Below are 21,193 nucleotides of genomic sequence, written 5' to 3' on the forward strand. Positions count from 1 at the left end.
TCCCCCCGCGTAGTCGGTATCATGACTGGGAACCAGAGCCATCAACCAAGCCGATAATGACGTGAGATAGCCCCCTAGACCATACAAACGCCACATACGAGACATACAAACTGCGATAGACATTATCAACAATAAAAATACCGGCCGAATTAGTCGCTCGGTGACAGGATCCTCCTCGCGTCGGCCCACAAACCCTTTTCAACGCCCCCGCCGAACCCTCCTTCGATGTCTCTCGAAGACCATGTCGAGGAACTCGCCTCCGACCTCGACGTCGACAAAGAGGAGGTCAGACGCGACCTGGAGAACCTCGTCGAGTACTCCGTACCGATGGACGAGGCCAAGCAGAGCCTCCGCCGGAAGTACGGTGACGGCGGCGGCGGGAGCGACGGCACCCCATCGAGTAAGGCCATCAGCGAGGTCTCTACCGACGACTCGAACGTGACGGTCACCGCCGTGGTGCTCACGTCCGGTCGGCGGTCCATCCAGTACAACGGCGAACAGCACGTCATCCGTGAGGGCGAACTCGCGGACGAATCCGGCACCATCTCCTACACCGCGTGGGACGGCTTCGACGCCGACCTCGAACCCGGCCAGACGGTGCAGTTCGGCAACGCCGGCGTCCGCGAGTGGGACGGGAAGCCCGAACTCAACCTCGGTGACAGCACCCAGACGAGCGTCGTCGACGAGACGCTCGACATCGACGCCGAGGTTGGCGGCGAGTCGAGTCTCACGGACCTCGAACCCGGCGACCGCGGCATCACCGTCGAAGTGCAGGTCGTAGAGTGCGAGGAGAAAGTCATCGACGGCCGCGACGGCGAGACGACTATCCTCAGCGGTGTCCTCGGCGACGAGTCGGGACGCCTCCCCTTCACCGACTGGGAGCCACACGACGCCATCGAAGAAGGCGCTTCGGTCCGCATCGAGGAGACGTTCGTCCGGGAGTTCCGCGGCGCGCCGTCGGTCAACGTCTCCGAGTTCTCGACCGTGACGCCGCTCTCGGAGTCGGTAGCGGTCGCTGAGGACGCCCCGAGGATGTCCATTCGCGAGGCCGTCGAGAGCGGCGGGCAGTTCGACGTCGAACTCGCCGGCAACGTCATCGAGATACGCGACGGGTCCGGCCTCATCGAGCGCTGTCCGGAGTGTGGCCGCGTCATCCAGAACGGCCAGTGTCGCTCCCACGGCGCCGTCGAGGGCGAGGACGACCTGCGGACGAAGGCCATCTTAGACGACGGCACCGCCACCGTTACCGTCATCTTAGACGACGAACTGACCGCCAGAATCTACGGCGGCGACCTAGAGGACGCTCGCGAACATGCCCGCGACGCGATGGACAAGGAAGTCGTCGCGGACCGCATCGCAGACCGCGTCGTCGGCCTCGAGTACGTCGTCCGTGGCTCGCTCTCGGTCGACGAGTACGGCGCCAACCTCAACGCCAGCGAGTTCGCCGAATCCGAGGACGACCCGGCAGAGCGTGCGAACACCCTCCTCCGGGAGGTGGACGCATGAGCGAGTCTGATGACGGGGGACCGGGACGCCGCGAGGTGGCCCACCGCCTGTTCGCCGCCGAGTTCGACGATTCGGACTTCTCGTACTCCGAGTCCGACGAGGAGCGCGCTCCGAACTACGTGGTCACGCCGACCGGCACACGGGTCAACCGCCTGTTCGTCGTCGGCGTCCTCACGGAGATAGAGCAGGTCAACGAGGAAGTCCTGCGCGCACGTATCGTCGACCCGACGGGGCCGTTCGTCGTCTACGCCGGCCAGTACCAGCCGGACGCGCTGGCGTTCCTCGAATCGGCGACCCCGCCGATGTTCGTCGCCGTCACCGGGAAGGCCCGCACCTTCGAACCGGAGGACGGCGACCGCGTGTTCACCTCTATCCGGCCAGAGTCCATCAGCGAGGTGGACGCCGACACGCGGGACCGCTGGGTCGTACAGGCCGCCGAGCAGACCATCGACCGCGTGGCACGGATGGCCAGTGCGAAACAATCGGGGCTGTCCGGCGACGAACTCCACGCGTCGCTCGTCGAGTCCGGCGTCGACGAGAGTACCGCTGCCGGCATCACCCTCGCGCTGGACCACTACGGGACGACCGGCGACTACCTGCAGGCGGTCCGCGACCTCTCGCTGGACGCGGCCCGCGTCGTCGCCGGCGAACTCGACGAGGCGGGGTCGCTGTCGCTCTCGCCCGGCGACGGAACCGACGACCCGATTCCGATACTCGCGGAGACGGACCTCGAAACTGCCACGGCCGCGCCCGAGACGAGTGAGGACTCGGCCGGTGGGGACGCTGCCCCGGCGACGAGCGAGTCCGATAGCGAGACGGCGGGTGCCGACACCGAATCGGTGAGGACGGGTTCCGAGACGAGTCCAGCGTCCGATGCTGCAAGCGAGCCCGTAGAGACGACCACGTCGGGCGCTGCCGAGACGACGGACGTGAGCGCAGACGCCGACGACGAACTCGGCGACTTCGACACCGACGTGGAGCGTATCGACACGGCCGACGCGAGCGCAGACGAGCCAGAAACCGTCGAGCCGACCGAGACGGCCGCCGACGCGGCCGCCACCGAGACCGGAGCCACCGACCTCGGTGCCGACGAGGACGAGGTCGGCGACTTCGACACCGAGTTCGAACTGGACGAGGACGAGCGCGAGGAGATAGAACAGGAGTACGGGACCGACTTCCAGAGCGGGACGGAGGTCGACGAGGCCGGGGAGGCCGGCATCGACACGCCCGACCCCGAGGAACTGGCCGAGGCCGCCGAGTCTGGGGCACCGGCCGGGGCCGCCGACGCGGAGAGCGCTCCGGACTCTGCTGGTGCACCCGCCGGCGACGAGTCCGTCGAACCAGACGCCGATGCGGCCACCAGCGACGCGCCCGTCGAGACGCCCGAGACGGCTACCGAGGCAGGAGCCGACGAGACGACGCCCGACGAGTCGGGTGCTGAAGACGCGCCGGACGCCGAGGACGTCGACCTCGAAGACGCCGTCATGGACGTGATGACGGAGTTGAACGACGGGGGCGGCGCCGACCGCGAGACCGTCCGCACGACCGTCGTCGAGCGGTACGGCGCCGACCCCGACGCCGTCGCGGACGCCATTCAGGACGCGCTGATGGGCGGGCGCTGTTACGAACCCGAGGACGGGAAGCTCACCCCCATCTGAGTCCGTATCCGAGCCGCGCCGTTTTTCTTCCGCCGTCGCCAACCCGACAGCGATGCGCGTCGAACCGTTCCCGAACGCACCGGCCGCGACCGTCGAGACCGACGGGGAGCGACTGCTGGCCGTCGCCGACTACCACGCCGGCATCGAGGCCGGTCTGCGCTACGACGGCGTGGAACTGCAGTCCGCCGCCGACCGACGCCGGGAGCGGTTGCTGTCGCTCCTCGACCGGACCAGCGCGGACCGACTGGTCGTCCTCGGCGACCTCGGCCACGCCATCGGGTCGCCGTTCGACGACGAGCGCGACGAACTCGCGGCGCTGTTCGACGCCGTCGACGTGCCCGTGACGCTGGTGAAAGGGAACCACGACGGCGACCTCGAAGGCATCCTCGACGACCTCGCGCCCGCCGTCGACGTGACGCCGGGCCACGGCACCCGCATCGGCGACGTGGGATTCGTCCACGGGCACACGTGGCCCGCGCCCGACGTGCTGAACGCCGAGGTGGTCTGCATGGGCCACGAACACCCCGTCGTCAGATTGGAGGACGAGGTGGGCGGCGCTCGCAAGGAACGGGCGTGGCTCCGCGGGTCGCTCGTCGCCGACCCGTTCGCGGAGCACGACGGCGTCACCGTCGAGACGAGCGCGGACCTCGTCGTCTTCCCGGCGTTCAACGACCGCTCGGGCGGAACGTGGGTCAACGTCGAGGGACAGGACTTCCTCGCGCCGTTCCTCCCGGCGGGGATGACCGACACGGAAGCGTTCCTGCTCGACGGGACGCGACTCGGGCGGTACCGCCGCGTCTGAGGCTACTCGCTCAGCGCCGTCTCCGTCCGCTCGACGAGTTCCCTGTTGCCGAGGAACGTCGGCGTCCGGTCGTGGAGGCCCTCGGGGTCGACGTCGAGTAAGGACTGCTCGCCGTCCGTCGACCCGCCACCGGCCGCTTCGACGAGGTACGCGAGCGGCGCGGCCTCGAAGTGCACGCGGAGTTTCCCGCCGGGATAGGTCTCTGTCGCCGGATAGCCAAAGAGGCCGCCGTACTCAAGCACCTGTGCGAGGTCCGCGACGGTCGCACCGCCGTACCGGGGTTTCAGCTCTCTCGACAGTTGCTGTGCGAACTCGTTCATCGGGTCGCTGCGTTCGTTGTACTTGCCGGCGAGGCCGACGACAGTCGGTTCGTCGGGCAGCGAGAAGGTCCCCCAGCGCTCGCTGTGGCCGTCACGGAGGAGGTACTCCTGAACCACGTCGCGGTCCTCCCGGGCGACGGTCATCGTGGTGTAGGGCCCGTACAACACCATCATCGAGGCGACCATCTCACGGCCGCTTGCGGGCACCTCTCCATCGTAGATGCCGACGATAGTGCCGACGGAGTTGTTCGACGCGAGGTTCGCAGAGCCATCGAGTGGGTCGATGGCGACGGTGTACCCCTCGCCGCAGTCGACGACGTCCTCGCGCTCCTCGCTGGCGTAGCCGCCCACTCCCTCGACGTACGAGAGGGCGTCGAAAAAGAGGTCGTCGGCCCAGACGTCGCCGCCGACCTGTTGCTCGCCGCTCGGGTTCTGCGCCCCGGAGCGGTCCGCGTAGTTCGCCAGATTGCTGCTGACGTAGTGCGCGGTGTCCTTGACCGCTCGCTCGATGTCGTCCAGCGTGTTCATCGGCCGGTCCTCCGTGGCTCGCCGCTGTCGTTCATCTCACCGGGACGTCGGAGGGCCACCGACATAAGGCTACACGTGGGCTTTCGGTAGCAGGTCCTCGAACCGCTGGTCGGCGAGCCACTCACAGAGGTGACAGAGGTTCGAGAGGGCGGCCTCGAACAGTTCCTCGCCGACCTCGGCGGAGGCGTCGGTCTGGTCACCGAGTACGCCGTTCTCGGTGTTGTCGATGGTGTCGTAGAACGTTCGCGCCCCGTGGACGCGCCCGGTCGACTCGTCGAACTCCCGCAGACCGCCGTCCCGAGCGTCCTCGATGCGGTCCTCGTGGACCAACTCGGGGGCGAGGTACTGGACGAGCGACGTCTCCTTCGGACCGCCGTGGGGGCCGGGCGTCTCGAATGCCTCCTCGATGTAGTCGGTGATGCTCTCGTCCCACATCCACTCGATGGCGTACATCGTACCGTCGTCGCGTAGGCGTCGACCGACCTCACGCAGATGCTCGACGTTGCCCCCGTGGGCGTTGACGAAGACGACGCGGTCGATGCCGTGGTACGAGAGATTTCGGGTGATACTCTCGACGTAGTCGCGAAACGCGGGCGCGTCGGCCCACATCGTCCCGTGGAACTGCCGATGGTGCGGGCTGACGCCGACGGAGATGGTCGGCGTACAGAGGTATCCAGTGTCCTCGGCGGCGGCCCGGGCGAACGACTCGGCGATGAGGTGGTCCGTCGCCTCGGGGAGGTGTGGCCCGTGCTGTTCGGTCGACCCCAGCGGAACCAGCGCCAGCGACTCAGACTCGAAGTACGATTCGAGGTCCGGCCACGCCTCGTCGGCGAGATACATACCATATCTGACGCTGCCAGCGTCTTCAACGTGCTGCCGGTCGGGGGCGGTCAGATGGTCGTGGACCGTCAGTCGAGAACCGACAGGCCTAGAGGGTTAACACAAGGTACTTTTGTCCAGTAATTTAACGACCAGGCATCCGGAATGGACCTCGGCCGCCCTGCCATACTCGTCCTCGTAATCGGCCTCCTCTGTATCCCGGCACCGCTGTACCTCCCGGTCGCTATCGAGATGACGCACTCGCAGACCGACGCGCCGTACAACGGTCCGGTGGTCGACCCGGCCACCGAGGACGGACAGGAGACGATTCTCGTCTACTACGACCGGACGCTCCGACTCGAAGTCGCGGCCGACCTCTCGACCGAGAGGTACGACGCCCCCTCCCGGTTGCGACGGACCCTCGTCCGAGCGATACAGAACGGGACCGCCACACGGTCGGCCCCCGCAGTCAGGTCAGACATCCAAGCGGTAGCGAGGAACTACACCTACCTCCGGTACCAAAACGAGTACTACGCGTTCACTGTAGCTGCTGGCGGCGGTACCGTCGAGACGACGCACGTGACTCGAGAGCAGGTGGTGACAGAGACGGTCGACAGGCAGGCGGTGGCGTACGAATCACTCGGTCCGCAGACACAGCGGACCGTCGACCGGATCGTCGCCAACACCAGCGGTGACGCCGGTATCGGGAGCTACCGACCGCACGAGAACAGCGCGGTCGTCGAGCGCTCGCCGATACTCGTCTCGAAGAACGGGACCCTCTACTCGATTCACCGGGACGGTGGTACCTACTTCGGTGCCGGATTCGTGGGATTCCTTTACGGGATTCCCGTCGCCGTCGTGGGTGTCCTGCTGTGTATCGCCGTCGTTCTCGGACATCTCCTCTTCGGCCGAGACACGGAGTCACGGACGGACCACGACAGCCAGTGACACAACGTGTTTAACCCGATGTAGTCGCTAGTCGGCCTCGATGACCGACGGGGTGACACAGGGTCAAGACGCGTTCACAGCGCTGGGCGACGCGGTGCGGGCCGCCCTCTCGGAGCGCGGATTCACGACGCCGACGGAGCCACAGCGGAAGGCCATCCCGGCGCTCGCCCGCGGCGACGACGCCCTCGTGGTCGCCCCCACCGGCACCGGGAAGACGGAGACGGCGATGCTCCCGGTGCTGGACGCCCTCGTCGAAGACGGCGACCGGTTCGGCATCGGCGCGCTCTACATCACGCCGCTCCGGGCGCTCAACCGCGACATGCGTGAGCGACTGGAGTGGTGGGGCGAGACGCTCGGTCTGGACGTCGACGTTCGCCACGGCGACACCACCGACTACCAGCGACAGAAGCAAGCCAACGACCCGCCGGACGTGCTGGTGACGACGCCCGAGACGCTGCAGGCGATGCTCACCGGGTCGAAACTCCGCGTGGCGCTGGAGGACGTCGACCACGTCGTCGTCGACGAGGTCCACGAACTCGCCGCCGCGAAGCGCGGCGCCCAGTTGACCGTCGGGTTAGAGCGCCTGCGAGAGGTTGCAGGCCGGTTCCAGCGCGTCGGCCTCTCGGCGACCGTCGGCGACCCCGAGGAGGTCGGGCGCTTTCTCACCGGCGGTGGCCCCTGTTCGGTCGTCGAGGTGGACATCGGCAGTCGTCTCGACGTCGAGGTGGTCCGCCCGCAGGTGACCGACCGGGACGAACGTCTCTCCAGCGAACTCGTCACCGACGCCGAGACGGCCAGTCACGTCCGCTACATCGACGACCTGATAGCCGAGAAGGAGTCGGTCCTGCTGTTCGTGAACACGCGCCAGACGGCGGAGGCACTCGGCTCGCGGTTCAAGGAACTGGGGACGAACCTCGGGGTCCACCACGGGTCGCTCTCGAAGGAGGCCCGCATCGACGTCGAGGACCGGTTCAAGGCCGGCGACCTCGACGCCCTGCTGTGTACCTCCTCGATGGAACTGGGTATCGACGTGGGCCACGTCGACCACGTCGTCCAGTACGGGAGTCCGCGGCAGGTGTCCCGATTGGTCCAGCGCGTCGGCCGTGCCGGCCACCGCCGCGACGAAGTGTCGACGGGAACCGTCGTCACGACCCACGCCGACGACACGCTGGAGGCGCTGGCCATCGCCCGGCAGGCGCAAGCAGGCGACGTGGAACCCGCACAGATTCACGACGGGAGCCTCGACACCGTCGCCAACCAGATTGCCGGCCTCGTGATGGACACCGGCGAGGTTCGCGCGATGGCGGCCTACCACGTCCTCGCGCGGGCGTACCCGTTCCGTGACCTCGGGGAAGCCGAGTTCAAGGAGGTAGTGCGGGAACTGGCCGAGAACAACGTCGTCTGGTTGGACGAGGAGCGCGACACCCTAGAGAAGCGCCGCGGCACGTGGCAGTACTTCTACCAGAACCTCTCGATGATTCCCGACGAGGCCACCTACGAAGTGGAGGACGTGGCCTCCGGCAAGCAGGTCGGGACCTTAGACGAACGCTTCGTCGTCAACTTCGCCACCCCCGGCGAGGTGTTCGTCCAGCGCGGCGAGATGTGGCGCATCACCCACATCGACGAGGAGGAGGAAGTGGTGACCGTCTCGCCCATCGAGGACCCCGCCGGCGAAGTGCCGTCGTGGACCGGGTCCGAGATTCCGGTGCCACAGGCCGTCGCACAGGAGGTCGGCGAGTTGCGCCGTGTCGCCGGCAGCCAGTTACAGGACGGAGCGCCGGTCGATTCAGTCGCCTCCCACGTCGCCGCCCGGTACGACGGCGACCACGAGACGGTCGCCGACGGTCTCTCGCAACTGGCGGACCACGAGGGGCCGATTCCCGACGACGGGACCGTCCTCGTGGAGTTTCACGGCCGGGAAGTAGTCGTCAATTCGTGTTACGGCCACACCGTCAACGAGACGCTGGGTCGCGTCCTCTCGGCACTGCTGGGACAGCGGGCCGGGTCCTCAGTCGCCATGGAGGTCGACCCCTACCGCATCGGGCTTGAAGTCCCCCGGCGAATCACCGCCGGTGACGTCATCGAGGTACTGGAGGAGACGGACCCCGACCACATTCCCGCCTTGGTGGAGTTGAGCCTGAAGAACGCCGACGCGCTGAAGTTCAAACTCGCACAGGTCGCGACCAAGTTCGGGTCGCTCAAGCGCTGGCGCGGCCGCGGGTCGACGGAGTTCGGACGGGACCGCCTGTTGGCCGCGCTGGAGGACACGCCGATGTACGAGGAAGCCCTGCGGGAGGTTCGGCACGAGGACCTCGCTATCGAAGCGACGGCGACGCTCCTCGAACGCCTCCAGTCCGGCGAGGTGGCGCTGGAGACGGTGGCCGAGCGGACCCCCGTCGGCCTCGGCGGTCGTTCGTCGGGCCGTGAACTGCTCTCGCCGGAGAACGCAGACGCGAGCGTCATCCAGACGGTCAGAGAGCGCATCCAGAGCGACCGGGTCATCCTGCTCTGTCTGCACTGTCAGGACTGGGACCGGAAACAGCAGGTCGGCCGGGTTCGTGACCAGCCAGCGTGTCCCAAATGCGGGTCCACCCGCGTCGCCGCGCTGAACCCGTGGGCCGACGAAGTCGTCTCGGCGGTGCGGGCCGACGAGAAGGACGAGGAGCAAGAGAAGATGACCGAGCGCGCCTACCGCGCCGGATCGCTCGTCCAGACCCACGGCAAGCAGGCCGTCGTCGCCCTCGCCGCGCGGGGGGTCGGCCCGCACAACGCCGCGCGCATCATCAACCGCCTGCGGGAGGACGAAGACGAGTTCTATCGGGACATCCTCCGACAGGAACGAGAGTACGCCAGAACGCAGTCGTTCTGGGGCTAAGCAGTCAGCTCAGGTCCCGAATCGCCTGCGTCAGCGACGGTTCGATGGTCGACGGGTCGGCACGCTGAACGGTGAAGGAGGTGTGCCGTTCGTCGATGTCCATGGCCTCCGAGAGCAGGCCGCCGCGCCGGTCGACCTCCATGTGGACGGTGAGGCCGTTGCCGTCGTACACCGGGATTATCTCGACTTCGTCAACCTCGCCGGAGAACTCACCGCGCTGGGGGCGGAACTCGAACTCCTGGACGAAACTCGCCGACGTCGAGAAGATGCCGCCGGGACGGGCCTCGCAGGACGAGGAGCGCAGGGAGAACCCGACGTTCTCTAGCGCGTCGAAGACGGCCTGCAGACGCTCGGTCGGTCGGACCTCGATTCGGTCCTCGTCCTCGGGGTCGACGGCCATCGAGATGTCGAGTCCCGTCTCGATTTCGACGGAGACGGACCCGACGGTCACCGGCGTCCGGCGGGGGACGTCGATAGTCGTCTCGAAGCGCCGTTCCTCGCCGGACTCGATGGTGAACGGTTCTGTCAGTTGCCACTTGTCGACGATGGCGTCGGCGTACCCCTCCTCGATGCGGTACTCCGTCTCCAGCGCGAAGTAGATGGCGTCGATGTCCTGGTCGGTCGAGCCACCCTCGACGTGGACTTCGGCGTCGACGGCGTCGCCGGCGCGGACCGTACTGGAGGGTAAGACAGTGTCGACATGGGCGGAACCAATTCCGATGCGGGAGAGCACGTCTTTCATGCCATCAGTGGGTGGCGTCGCCGTCGGTTATAAACTTCGTGTCTGTCAGGGAGTGTCACCGTCGTCCTCACCGTCGGGTTCGATACCCGCGCGTTTGTGTAGCGGTCCGGGTTCACCACGGGCCTGTCTCGCGGCCCGGGCCGCGACGCGGCGCGCCAACAGGACGGCGACGACGGCGGGCACCGCCAAGAGCGTGGCGACGACTCCGGTTCGCTGGGTGACGAGCGAGGACCCGCCGGAGACCGCGTCGTAGGCCACCGCGAGGACGACGGCGACGACGCCGACGACGACGAGGTAGAGGCCGCGTGCGAGCGCCGCACTGGGCGAGGGGAACCGGCCGAGGTACGCCGCCGGGAGGAGCCACCCCGCGAGGAGAAGCACGGCGAGGGCAGACAGGGGGAGGTCACCGACGGCGATGACGGCGGCGTAGGCGACCAGCGGCGCGATGGCGATGCCGAGTGCCAGTCCGGTCAGGGCGACGGCCCACCCCGGTGCGCCGTCGCGGTCGCCCTCGAAGGCCGCCGCCATCTGCTCGTCGAGTCTGGCCAGTTGCGCCTCGGAGAGCAGTCGCTCCCCGCAGGCCGGACACTCGAATGTGAGGGAGTCGAGGGGCGCCCCGCAGGCGGGACAAGCCGGCCCGTCGGCGTCCGGTCCGTCGGCCATACGACCGCTTACGACGCCGAGGGCTTGAGTGGTCCGGAGACAAGGGCGGTCCGTCTTCGAGTGAGCGTCGGGTCTGGAAACGATACGGCCACCCTATCGACGCAAAGGTCGTCTTTCCAGTCGGCCGGGCGACCGCCAGCGCCGGTAACGCGGTCTTGTACTCGTTTCCTCGTCCCGTTGGACTCGTTAACAAAGGACGATGCGTGATGACGGCCCGCCATGGGACAGTACCCAACAGACTCCTCGCGGCGAGACGTGATGAAGGCGCTCGGTGCCGGTGCCGTGCTGTCGGGACTCGGCGGGACGGCGACCGCACAGGCGGACGACGGCCGGCAGGGCGGCGGTGAGCGGGAGACGGACGGGCGGGGGACGGTCCCCCGGAGCCAGTCCCGGACACGTGGCTGCAGGCCTTCGAGACGTCGACTCCCGAGAATCTGTCCGAGCCACGGGCCGGGCCGGTCGGCCTCGCTCGCGTGACGCTCACGGACCCGGCACTACAGCCAGCGACGATCGCCGAACAGGGGACCGTCGACTGGCAGGACCTCGAAGCCAATCAGGCCCAGTCCGGCGAGTCAGAGGGGTGAAGACGGCCCGGAGAGGCCATGATAAACGACTAAACCCGGGCCGCCCGTCGGCCCGCCTATGCGATTGGAGGAGTACTGGGGCATCGGCCCGAAGACGTCCGAGCTACTGAGCGAGGAACTGGGCGTCGAACGGGCCGTCGAGGCCATCGAGTCGGCGGACACGCGCGCGCTCACGGCAGCGGGCCTCTCGCGAGGCCGGGCCACGCGTATCCTCCGGCGGGCGACGGGGGCCGAGTCGATGGACCTCCTGGCGACCCGTGACACCCGCGACGTGTACAAGGAACTGCTGGACCTCGCCGAGGAGTACGCCGTCACGCCCGGCGCGGCCGACAAGATTCGGGTCCTGACCCCGCTACCGACCCGAGAGGCGATGGAGGAACGGCTGGACGACGTATTAGCGGCCAGAGACACGTGGGCAACCCTCTCGGAGGACGACCATCGGGCCGTCCTCGACGCGTTCGAACGCTACGAGGCCGGCGGGGAGCGCGCGGCCGTCGAGACGGCGCTCGCGCTCAAGGACACGGGCGTCTCAGAGGGCGTGTTCGACGCCGTCGCGGAACTGGACGGCGACGCGCTGACCGACGCCCGGGCCGCACTCGCCGGCCTCGCGGGCGAGGGCGACCGGGTCGGCGAGGGTGCAGACGAGCAACTCGACCGCCTACGGACCCAACTCGGCCAAATAGCGGACCTCGCCGCGGCGACGCCCGAAGTGGTCGAGGCGGTACAGGAGGACGCCCGCCGACCCGACGAGTTTCAGGACGCGCTGGTCCGGCACGTCACCGGCGAGACGGGCGTCGACGGCACGCGAGTCAGGGACGCGATGCCGCGCGAGGCGACGGACGCGCAGGACTTCGTGGACGCCGCGCTCCGCGAACTGCGCTCGTCGCTCCGGAGCGCCGTCGAAGAGCGCGAACAGACCGTCGCGGCGAGCCTCGAAGACGACCTCACGGCCGCGCGCGAGGACGTCGACGCCGCCGTCGCCGTCGTGGGCGACGTGGCGCTGTCGGTGTCGCTCGCCCGGTTCGCCATCGCCTACGACCTCACCCGGCCGACGTTCGTCGACCGCGAGACCATCGCCGTCCGCAACGCCCGAAACCTCGCGCTGGCCGACACGGACGACATCCAACCGGTCACCTACGCTATCGGCGACCACACGCTGGCGGTCCACTCCGCGAACGACCCGCCCAGCGGCGACCGTGTGGCCGTCCTCACGGGGGCGAACTCCGGCGGGAAGACCACGCTCCTCGAAACGCTGTGTCAGGTCCAACTGCTCGCCCAGATGGGCCTCCCGGTGCCCGCCGAGGCCGCCGAGGTGGGACTGGTCGACACCGTCGTCTTCCACCGCCGGCACGCCTCGTTCAACGCGGGCGTCCTCGAATCCACGCTCCGGTCGGTCGTCCCGCCGCTGACCGGCGGGGACCGGGCGCTGATGCTCGTCGACGAGTTCGAGGCCATCACCGAACCGGGCTCCGCGGCGAATCTGTTGCACGGTCTAGTCACGTTGACCGTCGACCGCGACGCACTCGGCGTGTTCGTTACGCACCTCGCGGCCGACCTCGAACCGCTGCCCGCAGCGGCCCGCACGGACGGCATCTTCGCCGAGGGACTGAGTCAGGACCTCGACTTGCAGGTGGACTACCAACCGCGTTTCGGCACCGTCGGGAAGTCCACGCCGGAGTTCATCGTCTCCAGACTCGTCGCCAACGCGAACGACCCCGTCGAGCGGAGCGGGTTCGAGACGCTTGCCCGCGCCGTCGGCGAGGAGGCCGTCCAGCGTACCCTCTCGGACGCGCTCTGGACCGAGAGCGAGTAGACGCCCGGAGTGCCGACAGGCGAGGGTTCAGGTATGGAGAGGCCCAACGTGGACCTGATGCTACGACGACTCCTCCCACTCAGTTACGCGTGGATGGTCGGGCAAGGAGTGCTCGCGGTATTTCTCCCGCGGCAGGCCATCAAACTGAACGCGAAATTCCTCCTCAGCGGCTACGAGAACCCCGGCGATCTCGAACCCAAAGACTGGTACGTCCGAGCGACGCGCGTCGCCGGCGTCGGGATGCTCGTCACCGGCCTCACGGGCCTGCTCGCGGGCGAACTCGACGCCGACGAGGACGTCGAGCCGGTCGAAGTCGAGGGCGAGGACGGTCACCAGGTCGCCGAATCGGACGAGTCGGTCTGATACCGGTCCTCGTCCAGTAGCGTCCCGCCGTAGGGTTTGAACTCGAAGTCGTGCTTCTCGGCGACGAGTTCCAGCTTCTCCTCCCGCTGGGCTATCGTGTCCGTCTCGAAGCCCGCGTCCTCGACGGCGCCGACGAGTGCGTCGTCGTCGACGTGTCCCGACGCGTAAGCGTCGGCGACGGCGTTCCGGAACCCGTCGGCGTTCCGCCGCCGTCGGAGCGCCTCGTCGAACCGCGACTCGGCCAGCGACCGGTCGGCGTCCGACGGAATCGATTCCAGTACCTCGACCGCCTCCGCGTCGTACTCGCCCGCGCGGTCGAGAATCTGCGTGACCTGCTCTCTCGGCGTGAGCGTGTCCCACGCCTCGCGGTGGTTCGACGGCACGAACGCGTCGACGACGGTCGGCCAGTCGATCGACCGCTCTGCGTCCTCGAACACCTCGGCGACGAACTCGGCGGCGTACTCCGGTGGAATCGACAGCGCCACGGACTGCTGTGGCTCCGCGTCGTCGACCCCGCTCATCGCGACCCACCTCCATCGGGGCCGTACTCACGACTCGGCGCTGGCCCGGGGCCGCTCGGCGGGTGCTGGCCTCGCTGTCCCTGTTGGTGGCTGTCGCCTGCTCCAGAGCGTGGGTCCGCCGGACTCGGCGCGTCCGACCCACCGGGTGGGGACGCCATCGGTGGTGTCCCGGCCTCGTCGTTGTGTCCGGGTATCTCGATGTCCTCGGGGTCGGTCCCGCGGGCGTTTGCGAGGGCCACCCGAGCGGTCCGGCGCACGTCGTCGCTCCGGTCGGTCAGGCCTTGTTTCTCCAGCGCCTCTTCCGCGCGGGCCGTCGCCAGTTCGCCGAGGCCGTCGGCCGCTTTCGCCCGGACATACGCGTTCGGTTCCCGGGCCAGCACCGCCGCGAGGATGCGAACTGCTTCGTCGGTGTCGTCGGCCGCCTCCGGGAGGAACTGCGCGGCGTACTCCCGGGCGGCGGGGTGCGGGTCCGTCTTGATTCGGTCGACGAGCAGGGACTGGTCCACCGCACCGAGTTTGCCCAGCGCGATGAGGGCGTTCCGTCGGACCCACCCGCTGTCGTCGTCAAGCGCCGCCCGGAGGACGGCGGTGGCACCCGGGTCGGCACGGGAAAGGGCCACGACAGCCTCCGCGCGGACCCACCCGTGGTCGTCGCTCAGTGCTGCCCGAATCACGTCGACGCCCGTGCCCGCGAGCCCCATCGCCTCGACGGCGAACTGTCTGGCGTCGGGGCCACCGGTCGTTTCGACGACACGGGCGAGTGCGGCCACCGTCTCGTCCGCGAGGCCGTCCCGTTCGGCCACGTCGACCAGTGCGAGCGCGGCGATACGCCGCTGGCTCGGGTCGGCCAGACACTCGCGGAGGGACTGTTCGTCCTCGGCCGGTGCGCCGTCGCGGGCGCTGTGGTAGTCCTCCAGCGTCATCGTGCGAGCCTCCAGTAGGCGACGAGCCACGCGGCGACGATAGCCGACAGCGCGGTGCCCAGCATCCCGCTGAACTGGCCGAACGCGGAACCTCCAGCGCCACCGGAACCGCCGCTCCCGCCACTAGCGCTGCCACTATCGGTGCCACTCCCGCTCGCACCGCCGGAACTGGCTCCAGACCCGCCGCTCTCGGGTGGGGAGAGTTCGCCGCTCTCGACGTTCAGCGTCGAGTACTGCAGCGTGATAGACTTCTTCCCGTTTACTTCGTCGGCGCTCCCGTTCCAGACGGCGAAGGCCAGATACACCTGCTTCGACCCGTCGAACGTCGCGTCGAACTGGCCCTCTGTCCGGCGCTGCCGGGTAAACGTCACGGCCCAGCCCTCGTCCGTGCGTTCGCCGCGGGCCTGCACTGGCTGGGTGGGTGCGTGACTCAATGAGCCGTAGCCCTCGGCGTAGTAGTTCTGGGCGTAGTTCTCGTAGGCCGCCCGAGAGAGGGGGTTTCCGGCGGCCCGACCGGGCTTGGTCTCTGCGTCCGGGTGGGGGTAGGCGTACATGTCACCGGACCACTCCGAGGACTTGTTCCCGAACTGCCAACTGGACCGCCAGTACCAGATGTCGACCGGTTCGCCGGTGGCACCCATCGTGATGGGCGGTTGGTTGCCGGCGCGGGCCATCACGGCGACGGCGTCGCTGTAGTTGCGCGGCGAGTCGATGCCGTCGTCGCGTGTCGGGTCCGCCCACGACAGGCGGAAGGCGACGTGCGTCTCGTTGGTCACGGCCTGTACGTCCAGTTCGTCCGTCGACCCGCCGCCGTAGGGAATCGCCATCTGCTGTTTCTGGAGCGAGACGGTCCGGACCGGGGCGTCGTCCCACGTCGCCGCCGAGGGCGACGTGGGGGCTGTAGAGACCTGTGCGGTCGGTTGTGCACCGCTCGTGACTGCCGCCGCTACCGCGCCCTGTGCGAGGAGGACGGCGGCGGCGACGACGACGGCGACCAGCGTCGACCGAACGGCCGCTTTGCCGTCCAGTAGCTCGGACGCGCGGAGTTTCGAGAGGGGGTCGGCGACGCTCATCGCGCCGTCACCCCCGGCGGCGACAGTTCGTCGGGACTCGTCGGCGGGTCGGGGTGTACCGCGTCGTCGAACTCCACGAGCGCTTCGGCGAGGTTGGCGGCGGCCAGATACACCTCACAGTCGGTCGTCGCCCGCAGGTCGTGGGCCATCGCGGGGACGAACGGTGCGAGGTGGTTCGACAGCGCGGCCGCTTCGATGCCCTGTATCTCCCCGGCTACCTCGTTGTCGCTGGGGTCGTCGGCTCGGTCGGTGACGACCGCTCGCTGCCCGGCGGCGACCTGCAGTAGCTCCAGTTCGGTGGCGACGTGGTCCTGCCGTTCGCCGAACGACTCGCTCGGCTCCAGACCGACCGTCTCCAGCAGACCGACGACGGCGGCGATTCGCCGCTGTTGCTTGTCTACCTCCTCGCCGGCCGTGTAGTTGCCCTCGTAGGGAACGACCGGGTAGGTCCCGTCGTCGGTCGGCAATCCGAACAGGTCGGTGTAGGCCGACTGGAGGTCGGATAGGTCGGCCTCGGCGAGGGCCTCGGTGAACCGTCTCGCCTCTGTGCCGAGGCCGAGTCGGTCGGCTGCCCGTTCGATACCTTCGACGGCATCTTGGCTTCGGAGCTCCGTTAGCGCCTCCTCGTCGGGATAGACGAACGCCCCGGCCGTCGCGGCGTACAGCGCCGCGCGGGCGCTGTGGTACGCCGGGTCCGTGGTGTCGATGTCGGTGTCGGTCATGCTGTCCTCCGTCATGGTTGGTTGGTCCACTGTTCGCCCTCGCGGACCTCGATGTCCTCGTAGATGGGCATATCCACGACCTTCTCGCCGTTCTGGTCCCACCCCTTCACGCGGTTCTCTTTCACGTTGTACGTCTCGACGAGGCGGGTCGTCGCGCCGAACAACTGGAGGATTCCCAGCACGTGGTGACTGGGGTCCCGAACCCGCTCTTGGACGATGCGGATGGACTCCTCGTAGGTCGACCCCGGCCAGTCGTTGCGCTTTTGCTCCGTGTTCGGGGTGAACATCTGCGTGAGGAACTCCGGCGGGACGTGGTACGGCGGCATGTAGAACACCTGCGGCTGGGTCCCGAACTGCGGGTACAGCGGCAGTGCCACCTTCTCGTCGGAGTGGACGAGGTAGTTGATGGGTGACCGCCCGCCGGGTGCGTTGCCGCCGGGCGACTCGGCGTCGGGCCCGCGGTTGATGTTGCCGTGCAGGCGCGTCTTCCCGATACACGAGGAGACACACCGCGGGACGTTCCCCGCCTCGATGCGGGGGTAACAGCCGACCGGTTTCTCCGTGATGCCCGTCTCGGGGTTGTACATCGGCTTGTGGTACGGACAGGCCTTCACACAGCGGCGGTACCCGCGACACCGCTCCTGGTCAAGCAGGACGATGCCGTCCTCCTCGCGCTTGTAGATGGCCTGTCGTGGACACCCGGCGAGACAGGCGGGGTTCTTGCAGTGGTTACAGAGGCGCGGGAGGTAGAACTGCCAGACGTCGTGGTACTCGTCGTTCTCCAGGTCGGACTCGACGACGTCGCCACGGGGGTACTCGCCGTGGGCTTGGTCGTCGCCCAGCGCCGGGTACTCCCACGCCTCCTTCTGGGCGATGTACCCTTTGACCTGTTCGTCGGTGTCGGCGGCCTCGAAGATGGTCTGGTCCTCGTCGAGTTCGGAGAGGAGTTTCATGTCCCACCCCATCGGATAGCCGCCGTAGGGTTCGGTCTCGACGTTCATCCACCACATGTACTCCTCACCCTCGCCGCTGGTCCACGTCGACTTACAGGCGAACGAGCAGGTGTTACAGTTGATACACCGGTTCGTGTTGATGACCATCCCCCAGTGGTAGTCCCGGTCTTCCTCGCGGTGTTCGTAGGGGTAGGGCTGTTCGCGGCCGAGTTGTGGATTGTAGGTTTTCGCCATCAGTTGCCACCTCCCTGCAGACTGCCGCCGATGTAGTCTTCCATCAGGTCGTCACGTCGGGCGTCGCCGGGCCACCAGTCCGCCTCCTCGTACTTCTCGACGGTCACGAGGTCGTCGCGGTTGACGCCCGTCGGCGCCCACACCGTCTCCTCGTAACCGTGTTCGAGTTCCGCACCGTGCCACGCCACGTCCTCGTCGACGACGTCGGAGACGTTCGGGTCGCCGAAGACGCCCTTGTGGACGAGTTCGTCGGTCTCCTGACCGGGGTCCAGCCAGATGTTCGTCGTGACGTTGAACCCCTTGATGCCGTCCTCGGACTCCTCGTCGTCGGGGAAGTGCTGTGGCCACCACCCGTGCCAGATGGTCAGTTGGCCCATGTCCCCAGCGTCACCGGGTCGCTGGCGCTCGCTGACCATCACTCGCACCACGGTATCCCCTCGAATCCCGCTGATGCGGACGTAGTCGCCGTTCTCGACGCCGATGTCGGCGGCGTCGGAGGGATGCATCTCCACGAACGCCTCTCCCAGCGGCGGCGCGTCGCTGGTGTCGCCCTCGCCTTCGGGGAACGAGAAGTCGTCTATCAGGCGCTCGGTCCCCTCGGGGTCGGCACTGACGCTCCCGAAGTCACGGGCCGACCAGATGAGGTTCCAGTCGGTCATGCCCCACGAGGAGTGGGTTCGGTACTTCGAGTGGGGCGTGTTGTAGTAGAACTGGTACCCTTCCTCGTAGAGGTCGTTCGACCCCTCGCCGGCCTCGGGCCACTTCGCGTTCGGTTCGTAGGGCGTCCCCTCGACGCTCTCGATGTGGTCCAGATCGTCCCGGTCGAGTTCGACGAAGCGGTCTTCCTCCTTGTGGAACTCCATCCGGCCGGTCTTCGTGTAGAACGGCCGGTCGTCGTGAATCTGGGAGTAGAAGGGGACTCGCGGATAGGTCTTGAGGTTCAACCGCTCGGGGCCGTCTTCGAGGTCTTCGACGTCGATGTCTTGGGTCGTGATGCCGGCGTCGAACGCCGCCTGAATGTAGTTCGTCACGTCCCCGTCCTCGTCGAGGAACTCGGCGAAGTACTCGCGGTAGGAGTCGACGCGGCGCTCCTCGGGCGGAATCTTCTCGTCGAGTTTCTCGGCGACCAGCGCGATGATTTCTCCGTCCTGTTTGGTGTCGTACAGCGGGTCCATCACGCCGTGGTCCATCTGGACGAACGGGTTCTCCGGCCCGACGGTGACGTCCGGGTAGTCACACTCCAGCCACGAGGGCACCGGGAGCACGATGTCGGCGTGGCGGGCCGAGTAAGTCATATGCATGTCCGAGACGACGAAGAGTTCGTTCTCCGTCTCGGGGTGTTTCACGAAGTTCTCTATGACGTGCTCCTGATGTTTCGTCTGGTTCAGGAGGTTGCAGTTCATCGTCCACAGGACGGACGGCTTCGACATCGTGTAGGACTCGGCCCCCCTCGGCATCACCGGCTCGTCGGCGTCGCCCTGCGGGACGAGGTCCAGCTCCCGGTCGAAATCCCCGCGAATATCGTGGGGGTCCAGTTGCTCGCCGCCGAAGAAGGCGAAGGCGTACCCGGGATACATCCCGTGGGCCGAGTGGCCGTCGGGGTTGACGTACTGGGGATAGCCGTCCAGCAGTTCTATCTTGTACTGGCCCGAGTAGTTGTAGTACCCACAGCCCGGTTTGCCGACGTTTCCGAGCATCGACTGGACGAAGAAGATGGAGCGCTGGAGCGCGCTGTTGCCGTGGAACCAGTGGTTGATGCCCTCACCGGTGAACCACTGACCGTTCTCGGCGGCGGCGAACTCCCGGGCCGTCTTTGCCAGTGCATCCGCGGGGACGGTCGTGATCTCCTCGACCTGTTCGGGCGAGTAGTTCTCCAGCACGTTCGTCTTCTGGCGGGTGAAGTCCGTGCGGACGCCGACGGTCGACCCGTCGGCCAGCGAGATGTCGGTGTCGACTTCCAGTTTCGGCGTGACCGGCATCTCCTCGCCCACCTCCTCGCGGGAGACGGCGACCGGACTGCCAGACTGGTCTACGACGACGAACTCGCCCCAGTCGCGTTCGTCACCCTCGGCCGGCGGATCGCGGTCGGCGAACACCTCGTGGGCGCGAAGGTACTTGTCGTCGTCGTCGCGGACGAGCAACGGCAGACTCGTGAACTGCCGCATGAACGCGGCGTCGTACAGGTCCTCCTCGATGACGACGTGGGCGACGCCCAGCGGAATCGCCGGGTCTGACCCGGGTCGGATGGGGAGCCACCGGTCGCACTTCTGGACCGTCGGCGAGTAGTCCGGATAGATGCCGACCATCTGCCCGCCGCGCTCGCGCATCTCCTGAAACCAGTGGTTGTCGGCGAGTTTGTTGTGGATGAGGTTCTTGCCCTGAATGATGGTGTAGTCGGACTTGCGCCAGTCGGCGGCGTCTGCGTCGCTGGTCTGGTAGCCGGTGGTGATGACGTGGCCCGGCGGCAGGTCGGCGTACCAGTCGTACTCCGTCCACTCACATCCGCCGAAGACGGAGGCGAGGCGACGGCCCGCTCCGTGGCGGGTGAACAGGCCGTCGGCCTTGATGGCGTTGAAGACGTGGAACCGCTTGTTGTCCTCCAACGAGGCCATCTTCTCGGCCAGCAGGTCGATGGCTTCGTCCCACGAGACGCGCTCGAACTCGTCCTCGCCGCGACCCTCGGGGTTCGGGTCGTCCGGGCTCCACCCCTTGCGGACCATCGGGTACTTGATGCGGGAGGGTTCGAACGTGCGCCGGTGGAGCGTCAGCCCCTTCATACAGCCACGGGGGTTCCAGTTCTGGCTGACACCGGCGTCCTCGTAGCCGGACGGGCCAACCGAGGGCTCCTCGTTGTGGTACACCTGCTCGGCGCGTATCGGCACGCCGTTTTTCATGTAGAAGTTCAGCGCACAGGACTGCGTGCAGTTGGGGTGACAGACCGTCCAGTCGACGGCGTCGTAGGCGTAGATGTCGTGGTACACCTGTTCCCAGTCGCGGTTCGGATACGACGTGAGCGGGTTCTCGACGCTCGTCACTGGGTCTGTCGCTTGTGAGGCGCCCCAACCGCTGCCGACGAGTGCGCCGATGGTACCGGCACCGGCCGCACTCAGGAAGTCACGGCGTGACAGCGTCACGGGGCACCACCC

At 67.6% G+C, this 21,193-nt stretch carries 18 protein-coding genes; 8 read left to right on the top strand and 10 right to left on the bottom strand.

The window, feature by feature from the left end; translation table 11 throughout:
* The first annotated feature begins 225 nt into the window (after positions 1 to 225).
* Genes G9465_RS13720 through G9465_RS13730 form a run of 3 tightly spaced genes read left to right on the top strand, consistent with a single transcriptional unit; the run spans position 226 to position 3,966 of the window.
* Positions 226 to 1,506, top strand: a complete 1,281-nt coding sequence (locus G9465_RS13720) for a Single-stranded DNA binding protein (RefSeq protein ID WP_166970921.1) — start codon at positions 226 to 228, stop codon at positions 1,504 to 1,506.
* A complete protein-coding gene (locus G9465_RS13725) occupies positions 1,503 to 3,164 on the top strand; it encodes a hypothetical protein (RefSeq protein WP_166970923.1) in 1,662 nt (553 codons plus the stop codon). Before G9465_RS13720 ends, G9465_RS13725 begins: the two co-directional genes overlap by 4 nt.
* 52 nt (positions 3,165 to 3,216) lie before the next feature.
* Positions 3,217 to 3,966 carry a metallophosphoesterase gene (locus tag G9465_RS13730; RefSeq protein ID WP_166970925.1) on the top strand — a complete coding sequence of 250 codons (750 nt, stop codon included), beginning with the start codon at positions 3,217 to 3,219 and terminating at the stop codon, positions 3,964 to 3,966.
* Between the two features lie 2 nt (positions 3,967 to 3,968).
* On the opposite strand, the gene G9465_RS13735 is transcribed toward G9465_RS13730, so the two are convergent.
* The gene (locus tag G9465_RS13735) at positions 3,969 to 4,814 is read right to left on the bottom strand and encodes a class 1 fructose-bisphosphatase (RefSeq protein WP_166970927.1); all 846 of its coding nucleotides are present in this window, start codon (positions 4,812 to 4,814) and stop codon (positions 3,969 to 3,971) included.
* 69 nt (positions 4,815 to 4,883) lie between these two features.
* Positions 4,884 to 5,654: a creatininase family protein gene (locus G9465_RS13740; RefSeq protein WP_166970929.1), complete on the bottom strand. Its 771-nt coding sequence runs from the start codon at positions 5,652 to 5,654 to the stop codon at positions 4,884 to 4,886.
* Positions 5,655 to 5,798: 144 nt separating this feature from the next.
* Here G9465_RS13740 and G9465_RS13745 point away from each other — a divergent pair, with 144 nt between their 5' ends.
* Positions 5,799 to 6,581 carry a hypothetical protein gene (locus tag G9465_RS13745; protein WP_166970931.1) on the top strand — a complete coding sequence of 261 codons (783 nt, stop codon included), beginning with the start codon at positions 5,799 to 5,801 and terminating at the stop codon, positions 6,579 to 6,581.
* Positions 6,582 to 6,621: 40 nt separating this feature from the next.
* Complete coding sequence (locus tag G9465_RS13750; protein WP_166970933.1) at positions 6,622 to 9,456, top strand: DEAD/DEAH box helicase; 2,835 nt, start codon at positions 6,622 to 6,624, stop codon at positions 9,454 to 9,456.
* Positions 9,457 to 9,460: 4 nt separating this feature from the next.
* Here the strand turns inward: G9465_RS13750 and G9465_RS13755 are convergent, their stop codons facing one another.
* Positions 9,461 to 10,198 carry a sporulation protein gene (locus tag G9465_RS13755; RefSeq protein WP_166970935.1) on the bottom strand — a complete coding sequence of 246 codons (738 nt, stop codon included), beginning with the start codon at positions 10,196 to 10,198 and terminating at the stop codon, positions 9,461 to 9,463.
* Between the two features lie 45 nt (positions 10,199 to 10,243).
* A complete protein-coding gene (locus tag G9465_RS13760) occupies positions 10,244 to 10,861 on the bottom strand; it encodes a zinc ribbon domain-containing protein (RefSeq protein ID WP_166970937.1) in 618 nt (205 codons plus the stop codon).
* Between the two features lie 219 nt (positions 10,862 to 11,080).
* Between G9465_RS13760 and G9465_RS13765 the strand changes: the two genes are divergently transcribed.
* The 3 genes from G9465_RS13765 to G9465_RS13775 all read left to right on the top strand — a co-directional run bounded on the left by G9465_RS13765 (position 11,081) and on the right by G9465_RS13775 (position 13,621).
* On the top strand, positions 11,081 to 11,338 hold the full coding sequence (locus G9465_RS13765) for a twin-arginine translocation signal domain-containing protein (protein WP_166970939.1): 258 nt from the start codon (positions 11,081 to 11,083) through the stop codon (positions 11,336 to 11,338).
* Between the two features lie 165 nt (positions 11,339 to 11,503).
* On the top strand, positions 11,504 to 13,258 hold the full coding sequence (locus G9465_RS13770) for a DNA mismatch repair protein (RefSeq protein WP_166970941.1): 1,755 nt from the start codon (positions 11,504 to 11,506) through the stop codon (positions 13,256 to 13,258).
* Positions 13,259 to 13,291: 33 nt separating this feature from the next.
* Complete coding sequence (locus G9465_RS13775) at positions 13,292 to 13,621, top strand: hypothetical protein (protein ID WP_227015554.1); 330 nt, start codon at positions 13,292 to 13,294, stop codon at positions 13,619 to 13,621.
* Here G9465_RS13775 and G9465_RS13780 read toward each other — a convergent pair.
* From G9465_RS13780 to G9465_RS13805, 6 genes are read right to left on the bottom strand one after another with little or no spacing between them, the layout of a single operon-like run.
* Positions 13,588 to 14,142: a hypothetical protein gene (locus G9465_RS13780; protein ID WP_166970943.1), complete on the bottom strand. Its 555-nt coding sequence runs from the start codon at positions 14,140 to 14,142 to the stop codon at positions 13,588 to 13,590. The genes G9465_RS13775 and G9465_RS13780 overlap by 34 nt on opposite strands.
* A complete protein-coding gene (locus G9465_RS13785; protein ID WP_166970945.1) occupies positions 14,139 to 15,065 on the bottom strand; it encodes a HEAT repeat domain-containing protein in 927 nt (308 codons plus the stop codon). Before G9465_RS13785 ends, G9465_RS13780 begins: the two co-directional genes overlap by 4 nt.
* Positions 15,062 to 16,138 carry an ethylbenzene dehydrogenase-related protein gene (locus tag G9465_RS13790; RefSeq protein ID WP_166970947.1) on the bottom strand — a complete coding sequence of 359 codons (1,077 nt, stop codon included), beginning with the start codon at positions 16,136 to 16,138 and terminating at the stop codon, positions 15,062 to 15,064. The genes G9465_RS13785 and G9465_RS13790 overlap by 4 nt, the downstream gene beginning before the upstream one ends.
* Positions 16,135 to 16,875 (bottom strand): molecular chaperone, encoded by a 741-nt coding sequence (locus tag G9465_RS13795; protein WP_227015556.1) that lies wholly within the window; start codon positions 16,873 to 16,875, stop codon positions 16,135 to 16,137. The genes G9465_RS13790 and G9465_RS13795 overlap by 4 nt, the downstream gene beginning before the upstream one ends.
* Positions 16,872 to 18,047, bottom strand: a complete 1,176-nt coding sequence (locus tag G9465_RS13800; RefSeq protein ID WP_166970949.1) for a 4Fe-4S dicluster domain-containing protein — start codon at positions 18,045 to 18,047, stop codon at positions 16,872 to 16,874. Before G9465_RS13800 ends, G9465_RS13795 begins: the two co-directional genes overlap by 4 nt.
* On the bottom strand, positions 18,047 to 21,181 hold the full coding sequence (locus G9465_RS13805; RefSeq protein WP_166970951.1) for a molybdopterin-dependent oxidoreductase: 3,135 nt from the start codon (positions 21,179 to 21,181) through the stop codon (positions 18,047 to 18,049). Before G9465_RS13805 ends, G9465_RS13800 begins: the two co-directional genes overlap by 1 nt.
* Positions 21,182 to 21,193: the final 12 nt, after the last annotated feature.

The organism is Haloarcula sp. JP-L23 (assembly GCF_011602445.1).
Taxonomy (GTDB): domain Archaea; phylum Halobacteriota; class Halobacteria; order Halobacteriales; family Haloarculaceae; genus Haloarcula; species Haloarcula pellucida.